The following is a 14,495-nucleotide window of genomic DNA, read 5'->3' on the forward strand; positions in this document are numbered from 1 at the left end:
TCAAAGTCGCTGGTGCCAGCTAGCTCAAAAAGTTCGCCTGTGCGATCTGGGCATTGATCCCCTGCGCCCCAAGACGTACCCGAGCCTGTTTAACGGTTGGTTCGTGCAGTTCATAACCTACGAGCTGCGCCGATGCCCCGGTACCGGCCAGTTCTTTGTGGGCCGTTTCAAGGAATTGCGCCTCGCCGCAGGAGGGCTCCAGAATTCTGGTCCCGTGGCCCTCTAGCGCCCAGTGCGCCATAAATGCAGCCAAAGGTTCCGGGGTGAAGTAGGCACCGCGCGCATGGCGGGCGGTGGCCTGTTCTTTTGCTTCTTTACTCAACACGCATTGATCTTTCCATGGCGGCCAGACAGTTTGGCTGGACGCAAATGACCGAGATTTCTAGCCCTAGTGGGCGGCTTCGGTCTTACCCTTGTTTTTAAGCTTTCCGAATCCCAGAACGATAACCGTGACGATGCTGCCCAAAATAAAGCCAGCCACGCAGCACAGCGCAGTATTAACGCACCAGCCAAGCACCGCACCGGCAGCACCGGTTGCATGATGCACCTGCTCTTCGAGGTGGTGCACAAAGCCGTAGGGCGCATGCAAGCCAAGCTCATCCATGCCAACAAGAATCAGGTGTCCACCGACCCAAAGCATCGCGACCACGCCGACCTTGCCCAGCACGGACATGACAATAGGCATCCCCTTGACCAGGCTGCGGCCGATTTTCTGGGTGAGCTTGCGAGACTTAGCAGCCATATGCAGGCCGATGTCATCCATCTTCACAATGAGCCCGACCGCTCCGTAGACCACCACGGTCATCAGCACGGCCACGGTGATCAGGATCAGTGCTCGGGTGAGGATTGGCTCGTGAGCTACTTCGTTCAGCGAGATCACCAAGATTTCGGCGGAGAGCACCAGGTCGGTGCGTACTGCCGAACTGATAATGCTTTTTTCATCGCGTTCTTTGCCTTCTTCGCCTGAACCGTGGTGCTTGATCCAGCCAAGGGCTTCAAGAAGTTTCTCTGCACCTTCGAATACGAGGTAGGTGCCGCCGAGCATCAGGATGGGGGTCAATGCCCACGGTGCAAAGTACGAAAGCAAAAGTGCGACAGGCAGAATGAACAGCAACTTGTTGCGGATGGAACCCACCGCAATTTTCCAGATGATGGGTAGCTCGCGTTTGGGAGACAGGCCTTCCACATACTGTGGGGTGACCGCCGCGTCATCAACCACCACACCCATGGCCTTGGTGCTGGCTTTTGCGGCGCCGAGCGCGATGTCATCCATGGACGCCGCAGTGACTTTCACCAACGCAGCTACGTCGTCCAACAGTGCTACAAGGCCTCCGGCCATTTTTGGCTCCTTCAAAAGCTGAGCGCTTGGCCCGTTGGCCCCGGCTCATGGATTGTGGTCTTGCAATAATTCTACCGGCGACAGCGATTTGCCTTCTGCAGGCTCGACGCGAGGAGCAGTGATAGCCCGATACAGAAAATCCTCGGAATCACCAGCAAATCTGCCGCCAATCCGAGGATCTAGTGGAGCCCCCTACCGGATTCGAACCGGTGACCTTCAGTTTACAAGGCACTTTCGCAAAACACTGATAATTTCGCGTGTACATGGGCGCTACTGGGGAGTAAGGAGTCTTGTTGGGTGACTAATACTTCCCGTAGATTCCCGGTTTTTCCCGCAGCCGCCTTTTGAAAAGGGCAAGTAAAAGTCACCCAGTCCGAGGGGTGTAGAGATCCGGGGCGCCTAAGCTCGGCTACGCCAGCCAAGCACTGCTCCATCTAGCGCGACGTGCCGCCACCCGGCGATCTTCCCCTCTGCACGACGCTGGTGTTGCTTATGCAACCAGACGCCAAGCGCTCGCTCGTCTTCGGACGCGAAAGTCCTATACCGGGGCATCCCGCCATGCTGGTTGACGTAGGTTTCCAGCTGGGCGAGCTTGTCTTCCCACTGCCGATCAAGGCTTTCTTGGTGACTGTCGCAGTTCCATCCGGTCAGTTCTTCCAGCAGAACGATCTTCGGGTAGGACATCTGCTGTCGCCTATAGGAACGCCGCTGCTCCAGAAGCCACCCATGCAAGGACGCCTCGGTTTTGTCGCCATTAGATTCAGGCAGCTCGCCGTAGTCGGCTACAAACTGCTTGACCTCAGCGAGCCTTGACCTCCATCTTGTGGACGGACGGTCCGGGCCTCGACCGGCAAATCGTACATTTGTGCCAGCTTCTTCGGCAGTTCGCCGTGCCCGAGCATACCCCAGGGCAGCCCTGGAATCAGAGGCGACTGGGACAGCCTTTGGTACAAAACCACGCACGGAACCTACTCGGCCGATGTGGACATGGCGACAGGCAGCAACAATCCAGTTGTAGCCAAAAAGTGCGGCAGCGCACCAAAGGCAGCAACATCGATTGCAAAGTTCTACAACAAGGTTGCCGGAACTTCGCTTGTGAACGCTGACGGAACAGGCAGAGGGGAATGCGTCAGCCTGGTTTCCCAGTACTTGCTGCAAGTGCGTGGCCTAAGAACCAACCATTGGGGACATGCAATCGCTTACAAGTCAGGTGGCACAGCTGGAAACAAGCTCAAGGCCGCAGGATTTGAGTGGCACACGGACAGGGATTTCAGGGATGGAGACATCCTAGTTTGGGGTCCGTACAAAAATATCGTGTCTAGCTACGGTCATGTGGGCGTGCGATACAACGGAAAAACCATGCAGCAGAATTGGTGGGATCAACGCTATGTGACTCTCAACGGGTTCGATGCTCGCGGTTTCCTGGGATACTGGCGCAAGTAGTTCTCTCTGAGACAAGAACCCGATGTTCGTAACATCGGGTTCTTTCTTGTTCCCACTTATTCGGCTTCTTCATTTACGCGCAAGCTGGATACGTGCAGAGTAACGCAGGCGGAGGGTGAATCGAGTCTAAATAACTCTTAAGGATGATTTAGTGCCTGCTCAGATATGGTTCATTGGTTATGGTCACATCCGCACCGACTTCGAAAGAAGACCATGATCAAATTAGTTACCGCTATAGAGGTTGCATCCGCGCTTTCGCTCGGATCTGTACAATCCCCGCCAGAACCCGCAACTGAGGCAGCCGCCCCGACCGCTTCCACCACCCAAGAGCTCCAGGCGCAATATGCTGGATACAGCTCTGAAGAAATCGTCGAAGAAGGTCTGGCCGAAGAAGGCTTAGAGCTTGAACAAGTTGACGTCAGCACCGCGGGAATCGAAATTGAGGCAGAAGCAGCTGCTGCCAACGATCCATTCGAATTCGCCCTTGAACTCGACGCTGGAAAAGCCAGTGGCGAAGTAACCTTCACCGACAAGATTGACGGTGAAATCGTCACCGAAACCTACGACATCGACATTCAGGAGTCTACTGTTGAGCGCACAGTTTTCACCCTGACGAACCCGAAGACTGGCGAAATCTACGAGCACGACTCAGCTGAAGCATCTTCTTCAGTTGCTTTCGTGATACCTCTTGCTTTTGGCGCAATCTCCATCAGCACTGCACTTTACTACCTTGCTGTCGGTGCCGCGATTGTGATTGGCGGAGCCCTTGCTCTTGAAGCAGGGAAGGCTATTTCCAAGATCATCAAGGAGAACAGCAGGAAGAGTAAGTCGAAGAAGCGCGATTACTAGCCAGCGACGCTTAAGAGCAATAAAGTGTTCATCAGCGCGAAGGGGCTTACAAAGGCCCAGGCTGTGACTCGTGGCAAGAAGGGTAAGGGAAATGACGTTTGGGCTTTGCCCAAGAGCAAGGCGAAATCCTTAGCTGTCTCTATTAAGAACGGCAAATCGGCTGTTGGCCCTGAAATCAGTGGTGGAGGCAAGAAGGGATACATGTGGCACTACCATCCCAACAATCGGACACCTAGCGTTCACCTCTTCTACGGAAGCATGACCTAAGAAATAATCTGCACGAGGTATTGGTGTCGCTAGCTACTGTTGGCGGCACCAATCGTGTTTGGATTAAGGAACTATGACTGACTACCAAGAACTCTTGCAGGCTGCTCGTGCACACTACGGGGTTGGCGCTGCTCCACGCGTGTCGGAAGCTGCAGCACTTCTCACCTCGTTAGGTGGCAAGACCTTCGACTACTCCAGGTTCGCCGGCAACCTCATCGATGAATACGTAGACTCGGCACGTGTAGTTGCAGCCTACGATATTTCCGACCCAGAGCTCCTTGCTTCCCGGTCATTGCCGGTTGAACGCGAAATGATGGAATGGCCTCCCGAAGAAGATGAAGACAGCTACGACGTTGTGTTCACTAAGGATGAAGAGTTGTGGAACGTCATTCAGGACGAGCTCGGTGGGATGAGGCGAGCAATTGTCTTGCTTGAGCATGCTGAAGGGGATGCAGGCGCTGTAGGCAACTTCCGTGTAGCTGGATTCGCACAGTGGCTAAGGGAGACGCTCTGGGCTGCTACCGGTGTCGTTCCGCGAGATCCAGGCTGGCCGGATGAGAGCGCCACTCTGTATGAGAAGGCTTTTGCGATGCAGGGACGGCCAGGTTGCGAACCAGACCCAATCGATTGACGAGTATTGTCGGGTCAATCCGAGACACTTTCCAAGCTGCTTGCATCACCAGTCGTGCCTTCGGCAAGGGCACGGCTGGTGCCGCAGTTATTTTCCTTGCGCAACTGCTCTCAGTGGTTTCCGCGGGAGCCCGTCACGTGCACCTAACTGGCAACCGTTTGGGTGTTTTCGTGCTGCTTCGTAACAGGCCGGCGCAGACTCTGCTGCGCTTGTGCTTGTTCCTTGTAGCGTTGTGCGTTCCAGCTTTACTGGCTCTAGCCGTCCGCTACCTGCACATTGGGAGTGCCTGGTTTCAAATTGCCGGATTCGGCATCAGCGCCTTGCTGATGATCTGGTTGGCTGCCGGCATGGCAATTGTGGCACGACAGGGAGAAGTCGCTCTGGACATCCGCGGACTACCCGAAGGTGACCTCTACATTCTTTCTTCTCTTGCTCAAATGCCAGGTTCAAGCTCAGGGGTGCTAGCAGATCTTCGCTCAGCTCTATTGGGCTTGCCGGCTAAATCCGTAGTGGCCTCTGTAGCTGCGGATGAAACCATGGCGGCGCGATACGAAAAGCTGGGGTTCACACGAGGAAGCGGGCTACAAGTTTTTCTTCAGCGGTAGCCCGCTTCCATGTGTTGCGGCTTAGCCGTCCAGCTGGCTGGACTCGAATTTGCTTGCATCCTTAATGCGTCCAGAAAGTATTCCTTCAACTATCTTTCTGGTCGTTTCAGAAGCTGCAATGGAAGATCCCGATTCTTCAACTACCTTGCCGTTGGATTTGGACACTGGAATGTCCACTCCTGCCTCTGTGAGGTCAGCTTTGTCGCAGGGGTTTTCCGTCCAGCATTCGCCGTTGGCGTCAGTTGCTGCAACTGAAAGCGCTGTGTCATAGCGTGCCGGGTAATCGGGGGCCAGAGATCTCACGTTGCCAGTTGCGGCGACAACGAATGCTCCGGCATCCTTGGCCGATTTCAGGGCTTTCTCAATTTCAGCGTGTGGACGCCTGACACCAAGGCTGATGTTGATGATTCGCGCGTTGTCCGCAACGGCGGCTTCAATAGCATTGGCTATGTCTGAGGCGCTTGGAGCGTCGCCAATGTCATATGAGTGCATCGTTAGGGACGCAGGGTCCAGTTGGGAGTCTGAATTTACACCCAAGATGGAGGACATCACATGGTGCCGTGCTCGGAGGGTGTGTTTGCTCCGTGGTTCACGATGTCATACTTGGAAAATTGCGCGAGTACAGTTTGTCCGCTGTCAATCAGCGCAATGTCTATGTGCGCGGGAGGCCGCTGGCATCCTGTAAGCATGAAGCTGGCACTCAGCAGCGCAACTGATATGGCAGCGTTTTTCTTCATCATCGAATGCAATAATCTACCTGTTCGGGTGCAACCATCGTGTAACGTCTGGTCAGAGTCGGTTGGGCGTGTGCTGCAAGTTCACCGTTTTTACAAGATGTGTCGGTGAAAGTGGCACTGTTAGAACTCTAATGCACGCGATTGGGTGGGTGCTGAAACGAAACCCGGACCAGTTGTATTCGTACTGTGTGACAGCTCAGCTGCGAAAGAACCTGAGCTGGGCACCGAAAGGTGTTCTGCTTGCCGTTCACACCGAGGACGGGCTGGGTAGAAATCTCAACTTCATCCTTGGTGAGTATCCGATCCGCGTGAGACTAATTGACCTAACTGGCGATATATCCTCCATCCACGATTCGCTTGATGAGGCGCTGGAACACCTATAGCCTTGCAGCTTCCTTCTAGGTTGCAAGACGTATACGAAGTTTTTCCATGCTCGGCACAGAGCCGGCAGCAACTACAGATATTAGAAGTTCTGGCGTTAACATGTCTAGCGATTCCTGCAAGATTTTTCGTGTCATGCCAAAGGTTCCACCTAGAAACTGGTTCTGAAAGTCCTCGATTCGCCTGACAACGTCAGCAACAGGTTTCTTATTTGCCCTGTCTTCAGCTGCGTCTAGTGGCGCTCCGGCTCTCACTCTCGCTTGAGTCATCAATTCGTTTCCAAGAACTTTCCCGGCCAATCGGAGACGTTTGACCTTATTGTTATCTCATTAATCACTTGTACAATGCGACACTCGCCTGAGGGGCTTGAGAATCCCGCGCAAACTCACGATGAGCTAAAGCAGCTCACTAACGGAGTTTGGTAACCTCGCATTCGCATGAAATCTTGGAAACGCATACTTTTGGTCAGCTAAGTCGCCCGCGATTGTATTCGCGTACAATCCTTCGACTGCACCAGTGTAGTCGGCAACATCTTCCGCCCGCTTAATATAATGTGCAATAGTCGTCGCTGGCTCGCATGTCGAAGCTGCTTTGAGGCGGACTCAATCCCTGCCACTTCAGCAATATGCGTGGCCACAGCACGGCGAAGATCGTGTGGCGCTAGGCCCGGCATCGGCAAGTTTTCGGGTACAGCTCGCTGATTCGGCGTAAAGACCGGCGGATCGAGGTGGGTGCCGCATAATTGCCTGTCCGGGTGGCAAAGACTGGGTCACTGGCAGCCTTCCACTTCGTGCGGCTATGCAGCTTGATCAGCATGCCTACCGTTTTGTCGGGCAAGGCTAGAGATCCGGTGGAGGACTCTGTTTTCGGATACCCTTGACGCGCCAGAGCACCATTCTCAACGAGGGTGCCCGTGATCTTCACACGCCGGTTCTGGAAATCAATGTCTTGCCAGCGCAGGGCCATGGCTTCACCGATGCGCATGCCCGTTGCCAGCAGCAGTTCCGTTACCCAGCGCACGCGCTCATCCATTCGCTTGGTCGTCGCACCTTGCTTGTCATCGAAGTACCATCCGAAAGCTGCACGCCAAGCAGTAAGGTCGTCCGAGGTCGGAGCATTGACAGGCGCGCGCCCCTTGGTTGGCAACTGTACCGCCTGAATGGGGTTTCCTGCGATGTGCCCGAGGCGCTGCGCGTCAGCAATTGCACGCATCAGTAGGTTCTTGGCCTGTTTTGCTGCGGCTGCGCCTTCCAGAGTTACTGGATCCACAAGGGCTTCAAGCTGCCTCTGCGCATATTGCACCGTCAGGTCTCCCAGTCGCACATCGCCAAGGACTTTGGTGGCTATGGCTGCCGATCGATTGTATTGTCGCATTGTGCCTTGAGTGACGTAGCGAGCTCCACGGACTTTGTGTTCCAGGTCCTGAATCTGCAAGGTGCTCAAGTAGTTTTCCACTGCTTGGGCAACGGTGGGTGCTTCTGCGCCCAGGGCAGCCCCGCTGTTCAGCAGATCTTTGTGCTTCAGCTTCAGTGAATTCTTAGCAGCGGCTCTCGTCTTGCCTTCGGCGCTCAGGCGCTTGGTAACGCCACCCGAATCACGGTAGCGGCTCCGTGCTTTGATCATTGATCGACCGTCGGCTCGGGTGACGGTCTTGTATGAGATCTCTCCCAGCTCGCCTGGTTCTAGTCGGCGGCGTCCCATTAGGCAGCCTCCTTCTCGAAGAGGTTGGCGACGTAGCTTTCGATTTCGCTGCGCAGGTACACGGCAGTGCGTCCGCACCTGCGGCTTCGTGGCCCGATGCCTGCGCTAGCCCAGTTGGCCAGTGTTTTGGGCGAAGTTCGCAGGATCAGTGCTGCTTCAGCTCGGGTGAGCAGCAGCTCGGTTTCAGGCGCCGTGAGGCTAATGATTTCTTCGGTCATACTTACCGGGTGTAGGTTAATATGCTTCCAGTTCACGCAAAATGCCCGAAACGGACCCTTGTTCGCTCAGGGCGGAAATTTCACGCCTGGAACGTCCATGAGTACGAGCCGGTCCAACCGCTGCGTGCGGGCTAATCGGTGTTCATTTCACCCGCTAAAAAGGCACCTTGATTTCAAAAGGACACCTAAACGACACCCTGCGCAACAAAGCGGTATCTGATTTAGATCGACCGACTGGACGTTAATAGAGAAAGTCCCCGGAAACACAGGCGAAAAACCATGTGCTCCGAGGATCTGTTCGAGCCCCCTACCGGATTCGAACCGGTGACCTTCAGTTTACAAGACAGACGCTCTGGCCAGCTGAGCTAAGGGGGCGTACCGGATAAGAATATCCGAAAACACCGGTGGACTGCGAATCGGGTGTTACCTCGATGCAACGCAAAGGGGAAGAAAGCCGTTTATGGCTTTCTTCCCTTTATCGTGGTGCGAGATCAATATCGAATACTACCTGATCTCGCCAAGTTGTCTAGAGCAAACAGGGATTACTTGTTGGCCTTGATTGCTGCGTTGACCTCGGTTGGGAAGTCATCGGTACCCAGGACGAATTCCTTACCCTGGATGAAAATCGAAGGGGTTCCCTTAACACCGTCGTACTGACCTGCAGTGGTCGCGTACTTTACGAATGGACGGAACTTGTCGCTGTCGATGCAATCTTTCACCGATTCGTCAGCGCCGTTGTCGATCGCCATCTGAGCCAACTCGGAGTTCTTCATTTCGCCCTCTGGGTAGTGACCCCACAGTGCCTTGACGAACTTCATGTAGGCCGTTGGGCTCACGTCAGCAACACAAGCTAGGGCGTTGGCGCCACGTGAGGAGTAGTTGGTTGGAGATCCACCATCGAGGTAGCCAACGTTGCGGTACTCGATATTTACATCTCCGCTGGCCAACCAGTCATCGATCTGGTCCCCGTAGGTTGCTTCGAAGTCAGCACAGTGAACACAGTTGGCATCCACGTACATGGTGATATTGATCGGATCACCCTTCTTGGCCACGGTCAGATCTCGTGGCTCTGGGGTCTCCGGTGCCGTCTCAGGCTGCTTCAGTTCGTCGATCTTCACTTCTTCAGTGCTCTTCTTAGCGACCGTATCCGAGGAAGTGACAACAATGCCACCAGCAGCAGTTGCGCCCTGAGGCGTCGAACCAGCGTCTGCGACTTTGCCGTTGTTGTTGCGCACGATCAACGTAACTACTAGCGCAATCACCAAAATGACAGCAGCCAAAACTCCGAGCTTCACGATCAGCGATTTGCGCTTTTTAGCTGCCTCTTCGGTAACGCGAAGCTGAGCTGCTTTTTCGCGTGCACTCGCGTTGCGCTGCGCTTTTGTTGGGCGCGGATTATTTGTAGACATAAATTTGGTGGTTCCTCAGTCAGCGGAGAACGGTCATCTGGATCAAGCTTAGCCAATCCTTCAGGCAAATATCCTTGAATAGAGGAGATTGCTCGCCCTTCACAGGACTCACATAACTTCCGCATACAGCACCCAAAGCAGTATCAAACACTGTACTTGATCATTCAACCAAGTCACTTGGGGAACTGCTCGAGCATTATCTACGCCTCGCTACGCCACGTCACGAAACGTGCGTCACCTCACATAACTAACCAAACTTCAGTATGATTTTCATCAGACCGACTTTTCACTAGGGTCGTTACTAAGCACAATGAAAAACTGAATACATAGTCATTCACTCAGAACCGACGAGTCAGCACCATCAAGGTGCGCAGTTTGATCAAACCAGGAGGTTTAAAGTGGGTACCGCAGAACCAAACCACAACACCGAGCAGAATTACGACCTAGTGGTCGTAGCCAACCGACTACCCGTAGACCGGATCACCAATCCGGACGGGTCACAAGGTTTCAGACGTTCGCCCGGTGGTTTGGTCACCGCTTTAGCTCCCATCATGGCCGCCTCCGATGGAGCATGGGTCGGCTGGCATGGTGGAGTCGACGAAGAGTTAGATAGCTTCGACAAGGACAACATCCACCTGGCCCCAGTGCCACTAAGTGAAGACGATCTAACCCTTTACTATGAGGGCTTCTCCAACTCCACCCTTTGGCCGCTTTACCACGACGTCATCGTCCCGCCGGAGTACCACCGCACCTGGTGGGACCGCTACAAGAAAATCAATCAGCGGTTCGCCGACGCCGTGCTAAAAATTGCCGCGCCTAACGCCACCGTCTGGGTCCACGATTACCAGCTGCAGCTGGTCCCGCAGATGATCCGCGTTGCCCGCCCCGATTTGAAGATCGGCTTCTTCCTGCACATTCCGTTCCCGGCCGCTAGCCTCTTCTCACAGTTGCCTTGGCGTACACAGATCCTGCAGGGCCTCGCCGGAGCGGACCTCGTGGGTTTCCAACGCGAGACTGATGCGTCAAACTTCCTTCGTTGCCTGCGCCGTTTCACTGACTACTCAACCAAGGGCGACGTTGCTACCCCTTCAGCGAGCAATCAGATGCAGAACTTGTGCCGGGCCAAGGCACACCCGATCTCCATCGATACCGAGCAAATTGCCAAACTGTCCCGTGATCCGCAGATCATTGCCAGGGCCGCCCAGATCCGTAATGAACTGGGCAACCCGAAGACTGTCATTCTTGGCGTGGACCGACTCGACTACACCAAGGGCATCCGTCACCGGCTCAAGGCCTACGGCGAACTTTTAGCCGACGAACAATTGCGCGCAGGCGACGTGTGCCTAATTCAGGTAGCCAGCCCCAGCCGCGAAAACGTGGACACCTACATGGAGTTACGTGATCAGGTGGAGCTCATGGTCGGTCAAATCACCGGTCAGCATGACACCCTGAGCCACACCACGCTGCGCTACTTGCACCAGTCCTACCCGTTGCGCGAAATGATCGCGATGTATCTGGCCGCCGACGTTCTGCTCGTGACCGCGCTGCGCGACGGTATGAACTTGGTTGCCAAGGAATACGTCGCAGCGCATCAAGATGGCCGCGGTGTGCTGGTGCTCTCCGAATACACCGGCGCCGCAGACCAGCTCACGCAGGCTGTTCTGGTGAACCCTCACGACATCGACGGCATGAAGGACAAGATCATCGCCGCGGTGAAAATGAACGAGGCCGAACAGGAAAAGCGGATGCGTCGCATGAACCGACACCTAAAGGTTAATGACGTAACCCGCTGGTCCGAGGTGTTCCTCGCCGAGCTCGCCGAAATCAGCGCCACCACCTCTGCCAATGCCGGCACCCGCTAATCCGGAGTTAGCTCCGGTGAACACAGGAACGAACTTGACCTTGCCTGAGATCGACAACGACCTGCGCGCAGCGCTGGCAGCGTTTGCCGCCCATGAACGCGTCCTTGTGGCGTTGGACTTCGACGGAACCATGTCTCCGCTGGTAGACCGGCCCGAAGATGCCCGCCCATTGCCCGACTCTGCGCTAGCTTTCCAGAGCCTTAGCCAGCGCCCCGGGATCTACGCAGCTTTGGTTTCTGGACGCAATCTTGCCTCCCTCGCGGCCGTGTATCCAGAACCGGTGCCCGAGATCTGCATTGGTTCCCATGGCGCAGAACGGCGCGTGCCTCAAGAATTCAGCGCGGACTGGGAGGAGCAACCGCTTAGCGCCGTGCAACTAGATCGGCTGAAGCAGCTGAGCACTGCGCTAGAGACGATCGCCCAAATGCACAAGGACGTCACCTTGGAATATAAGCCCTCGGCAACGGTTCTCCATGTGCGTCGCGCACAGCCCGAGGTGGGCATTGCTGCGATTGCAGAAGCCAAGTTGGCCTTGAGTTCGATCCCCGGGGTCAAGCTCCTTGAGGGCAAATCTGTCTTGGAAGCTTCAGTGCATCAGGGCGATAAAGGCGAGAGCTTAACGTGGCTTCGAGAATTGTTACACGTCGACGCCGTGCTCTTTGTGGGTGATGATGTGACCGACGAAAACGGGTTTAGGGTTCTGACGTCCAGTGATCTCGGCATTAAGGTCGGTCCAGGCGAAACATTGGCCCGACATCGTATAGCCACGCCCCAAGATTTGCCACATCTTTTGCAAATTCTGATTTCCATGCGAAACTAAAGTGTCCTAACTCACTTTCACTATGGATCGTCGGGCACGTACCTGCCCGTGAAAGGATTGTCATCATGGCAACTGTGACCTTTGATAAGGCCACCCGTATCTACCCAGGCGCGCTAGTTCCCTCAGTAGATGCAATCGACCTCGAAATCCAAGACGGGGAATTCCTCGTACTCGTTGGCCCTTCAGGCTGCGGTAAGTCGACCACCCTGCGCATGCTTGCAGGACTGGAAGAAGTGGATTCGGGTCGGATTCTCATCGGCGATAAGGACGTTACCAACGTTCCGCCCAAGGACCGCGACATCGCAATGGTTTTCCAGAACTATGCGTTGTACCCACATATGACCGTCGCTGAAAACATGGGCTTTGCCCTGAAGATCGCCGGTGTGGACAAGGAAGAGCGCAACCGTCGCGTGCTTGAAGCGGCGAAGCTTCTGGACCTTGAGCAGTACTTGACCCGTAAGCCAAAGGCACTCTCCGGTGGTCAGCGTCAGCGTGTGGCCATGGGCCGAGCTATCGTTCGTTCACCGCAGGTGTTCTTGATGGATGAGCCGCTGTCTAACTTGGACGCCAAGTTGCGTGTACAGACTCGTACACAGATTGCTTCTTTGACTCGACGCCTCGGCGTTACGACCGTATACGTGACTCACGATCAGGTGGAAGCCTTGACCATGGGTGACCGCGTTGCGGTTCTCAAGGACGGCGAACTGCAGCAGGTTGGCACTCCTCGCGAACTCTACGACCGCCCACGCAACGTTTTTGTTGCTGGTTTCATTGGCTCTCCTGCAATGAACTTGGTCAAGTTGGAGGCCGTAAACGGACAGGTTGCTTTTGGCAACGCGCTGATCCAGGTTGCCGGTGCAAACGGTGGCACCACCTTGGGCTTCCGTCCCGAAGACATCGACATTGTCGGCGCCGGCGAGGGCGTGGAGATCATCGTGGACGTTGTTGAAGAGCTCGGCGCTGACGCGTACATCTACGGTTCGGCAGAACTTGCTGGCGAAACGCAGATCGTCGTGGTTCGTGTTGATGGACGTACTCCCCCAGCACGTGGGCAGCGACTAAATATCGCTCCACGTCTGCAGCACATCCACCTCTTTGATACCGAGAGTGGCGCTCGTCTAGACGAAGCCTAAAGAATCAGAAAAGCAGGCGGTAAGAAAGGAAACTTTCTTACCGCCTGCTTTTCTTTTGGGCAAAGAACCCAAGTTAAACATCGAAGGCCCCGAATCAAATTCGGGGCCTTCGGCAAATTATGCCCGGCGATGACCTACTCTCCCACACCCTCCCGAGTGCAGTACCATCGGCGCTGTGGGTCTTAGCTTCCGGGTTCGGTATGGGACCGGGCGTTTCCCCCACGCTATGATCGCCGTAACTCTATACCTCATGGCGAACCATGGGAAAACTACGGTGTCATCCGCGATTGCGACAACTCCATAACTATATCAGCCGGTTTGCCGCAGTACCAATTCAAGGCCGTCCTGGCTTGGTGGCCTTGACCACAGGACGGCGCAGGCATCTTGTTCACACTTCATCGAACGGACGCCCTCCACGCAGCCAAGCTACGCGGACAGCCCGAGAATCACGAACTAGCAGCACGCATCATTTAGATCCGGAGCGACCATAGCGGCTCTGGAGTCTAGCTGTAGTGCCGTACAACAAACGTGGTGACAGGCGGGCCAGACTACGGCTGCCCAGAGGCTCCTGCGACGATTGGCAAGCTGATACGAACAGCGTTAGCCAGACATGCGTTCCACCGCGCGACACCTATGGCATCCGTCAGGCTCCTACGCCTCAGTGAAACCCACCAGAGGGCAGCTCTCACGCATGGCGCCGTAGCCTCGCGATGATAGGTGCAGTCAGGAAAGGTACGCAAGTCACTCCAAGTGCTGCTCACGCCAACAACGAAAGAGTAACGGCATCGATTCTTCAAGAAGGAACTAGCCAGCTCAATTGCTCTTAGAGAAGAAGTCGACTCTACCGAAGGGCTGATTTAGCTAAGTACCGTGCGCAGTACCGGCCAGCCTCGTGCGCCGAAACCAGCAAGGTCCTGGCATGTGGGTGCATCCAACATCTCTGCTCGTGTACAGCCTGCCTGCATGGATCCCAGCAGAGGATAGATCGCAACAGGGACGATACCCACCTACTGCCTGTGCCGTCCTGGTCTGCAGTGGGTGCACGCCCCTCAGCCTCGTCGGCTGCTGTAGCCGGAAGCCGTCACCAGTTCGTTAAACAG

Annotated in this window: 14 protein-coding genes, 1 tRNA gene and 1 rRNA gene; 7 read left to right on the forward strand and 9 right to left on the reverse strand. The window is 55.2% G+C overall.

The features are described 5' to 3' along the window. Positions 1-19 precede the first annotated feature (19 nt). The 3 genes from N6V40_RS16995 to N6V40_RS17005 form a co-directional block, all read right to left on the reverse strand. Positions 20-322 (reverse strand): N-6 DNA methylase, encoded by a 303-nt coding sequence (locus N6V40_RS16995; RefSeq protein ID WP_262198415.1) that lies wholly within the window; start codon positions 320-322, stop codon positions 20-22. Positions 323-388: 66 nt separating this feature from the next. Next, on the reverse strand, positions 389-1,339 hold the full coding sequence (locus tag N6V40_RS17000) for a DUF808 domain-containing protein (protein ID WP_131090343.1): 951 nt from the start codon (positions 1,337-1,339) through the stop codon (positions 389-391). A 399-nt stretch (positions 1,340-1,738) separates the two neighbouring features. Further along, positions 1,739-2,302, reverse strand: coding sequence for a helicase associated domain-containing protein (locus N6V40_RS17005; protein WP_262198418.1), 564 nt, complete (start codon positions 2,300-2,302; stop codon positions 1,739-1,741). Between the two features lie 24 nt (positions 2,303-2,326). On the opposite strand from N6V40_RS17005, the gene N6V40_RS17010 reads away from it, so the two are divergent. From N6V40_RS17010 to N6V40_RS17025, 4 genes are all read left to right on the forward strand, one after another. Continuing rightward, on the forward strand, positions 2,327-2,782 hold the full coding sequence (locus N6V40_RS17010; protein ID WP_262198419.1) for a CHAP domain-containing protein: 456 nt from the start codon (positions 2,327-2,329) through the stop codon (positions 2,780-2,782). A 213-nt stretch (positions 2,783-2,995) separates the two neighbouring features. Next, positions 2,996-3,631: a hypothetical protein gene (locus N6V40_RS17015; protein ID WP_262198421.1), complete on the forward strand. Its 636-nt coding sequence runs from the start codon at positions 2,996-2,998 to the stop codon at positions 3,629-3,631. Between the two features lie 340 nt (positions 3,632-3,971). Beyond that, the gene (locus N6V40_RS17020; RefSeq protein ID WP_131090346.1) at positions 3,972-4,529 is read left to right on the forward strand and encodes a hypothetical protein; all 558 of its coding nucleotides are present in this window, start codon (positions 3,972-3,974) and stop codon (positions 4,527-4,529) included. Next, complete coding sequence (locus N6V40_RS17025) at positions 4,526-5,134, forward strand: hypothetical protein (RefSeq protein ID WP_262198424.1); 609 nt, start codon at positions 4,526-4,528, stop codon at positions 5,132-5,134. Before N6V40_RS17020 ends, N6V40_RS17025 begins: the two co-directional genes overlap by 4 nt. 21 nt (positions 5,135-5,155) lie before the next feature. On the opposite strand, the gene N6V40_RS17030 is transcribed toward N6V40_RS17025, so the two are convergent. From N6V40_RS17030 to N6V40_RS17050, 5 genes are all read right to left on the reverse strand, one after another. Then, complete coding sequence (locus N6V40_RS17030) at positions 5,156-5,683, reverse strand: S8 family serine peptidase (protein ID WP_262198426.1); 528 nt, start codon at positions 5,681-5,683, stop codon at positions 5,156-5,158. 1,229 nt (positions 5,684-6,912) lie between these two features. Next, positions 6,913-7,953 (reverse strand): tyrosine-type recombinase/integrase, encoded by a 1,041-nt coding sequence (locus N6V40_RS17035; protein ID WP_262198427.1) that lies wholly within the window; start codon positions 7,951-7,953, stop codon positions 6,913-6,915. Beyond that, positions 7,953-8,207 (reverse strand): helix-turn-helix domain-containing protein, encoded by a 255-nt coding sequence (locus N6V40_RS17040; protein ID WP_262198429.1) that lies wholly within the window; start codon positions 8,205-8,207, stop codon positions 7,953-7,955. Before N6V40_RS17040 ends, N6V40_RS17035 begins: the two co-directional genes overlap by 1 nt. A gap of 265 nt (positions 8,208-8,472) precedes the next feature. Next, positions 8,473-8,546 (reverse strand) — tRNA-Thr (locus N6V40_RS17045). A 167-nt stretch (positions 8,547-8,713) separates the two neighbouring features. Further along, positions 8,714-9,580, reverse strand: coding sequence for a DsbA family protein (locus N6V40_RS17050; protein WP_131090352.1), 867 nt, complete (start codon positions 9,578-9,580; stop codon positions 8,714-8,716). 398 nt (positions 9,581-9,978) lie between these two features. On the opposite strand from N6V40_RS17050, the gene N6V40_RS17055 reads away from it, so the two are divergent. The 3 genes from N6V40_RS17055 (at position 9,979) to N6V40_RS17065 (ending at position 13,395) form a co-directional block, all read left to right on the forward strand. Continuing rightward, complete coding sequence (locus N6V40_RS17055) at positions 9,979-11,442, forward strand: alpha,alpha-trehalose-phosphate synthase (UDP-forming) (RefSeq protein ID WP_131090353.1); 1,464 nt, start codon at positions 9,979-9,981, stop codon at positions 11,440-11,442. Positions 11,443-11,476: 34 nt separating this feature from the next. Next, the gene (gene otsB / locus N6V40_RS17060) at positions 11,477-12,262 is read left to right on the forward strand and encodes a trehalose-phosphatase (RefSeq protein WP_165477381.1); all 786 of its coding nucleotides are present in this window, start codon (positions 11,477-11,479) and stop codon (positions 12,260-12,262) included. 65 nt (positions 12,263-12,327) lie between these two features. After that, complete coding sequence (locus N6V40_RS17065) at positions 12,328-13,395, forward strand: ABC transporter ATP-binding protein (RefSeq protein ID WP_131090355.1); 1,068 nt, start codon at positions 12,328-12,330, stop codon at positions 13,393-13,395. 121 nt (positions 13,396-13,516) lie between these two features. On the opposite strand, the gene rrf is transcribed toward N6V40_RS17065, so the two are convergent. After that, positions 13,517-13,633 (reverse strand): 5S ribosomal RNA (rrf, locus tag N6V40_RS17070). Positions 13,634-14,495: the final 862 nt, after the last annotated feature.

The organism is Glutamicibacter sp. M10 (assembly GCF_025452055.1).
Taxonomy (GTDB): Bacteria; Actinomycetota; Actinomycetes; order Actinomycetales; family Micrococcaceae; genus Glutamicibacter.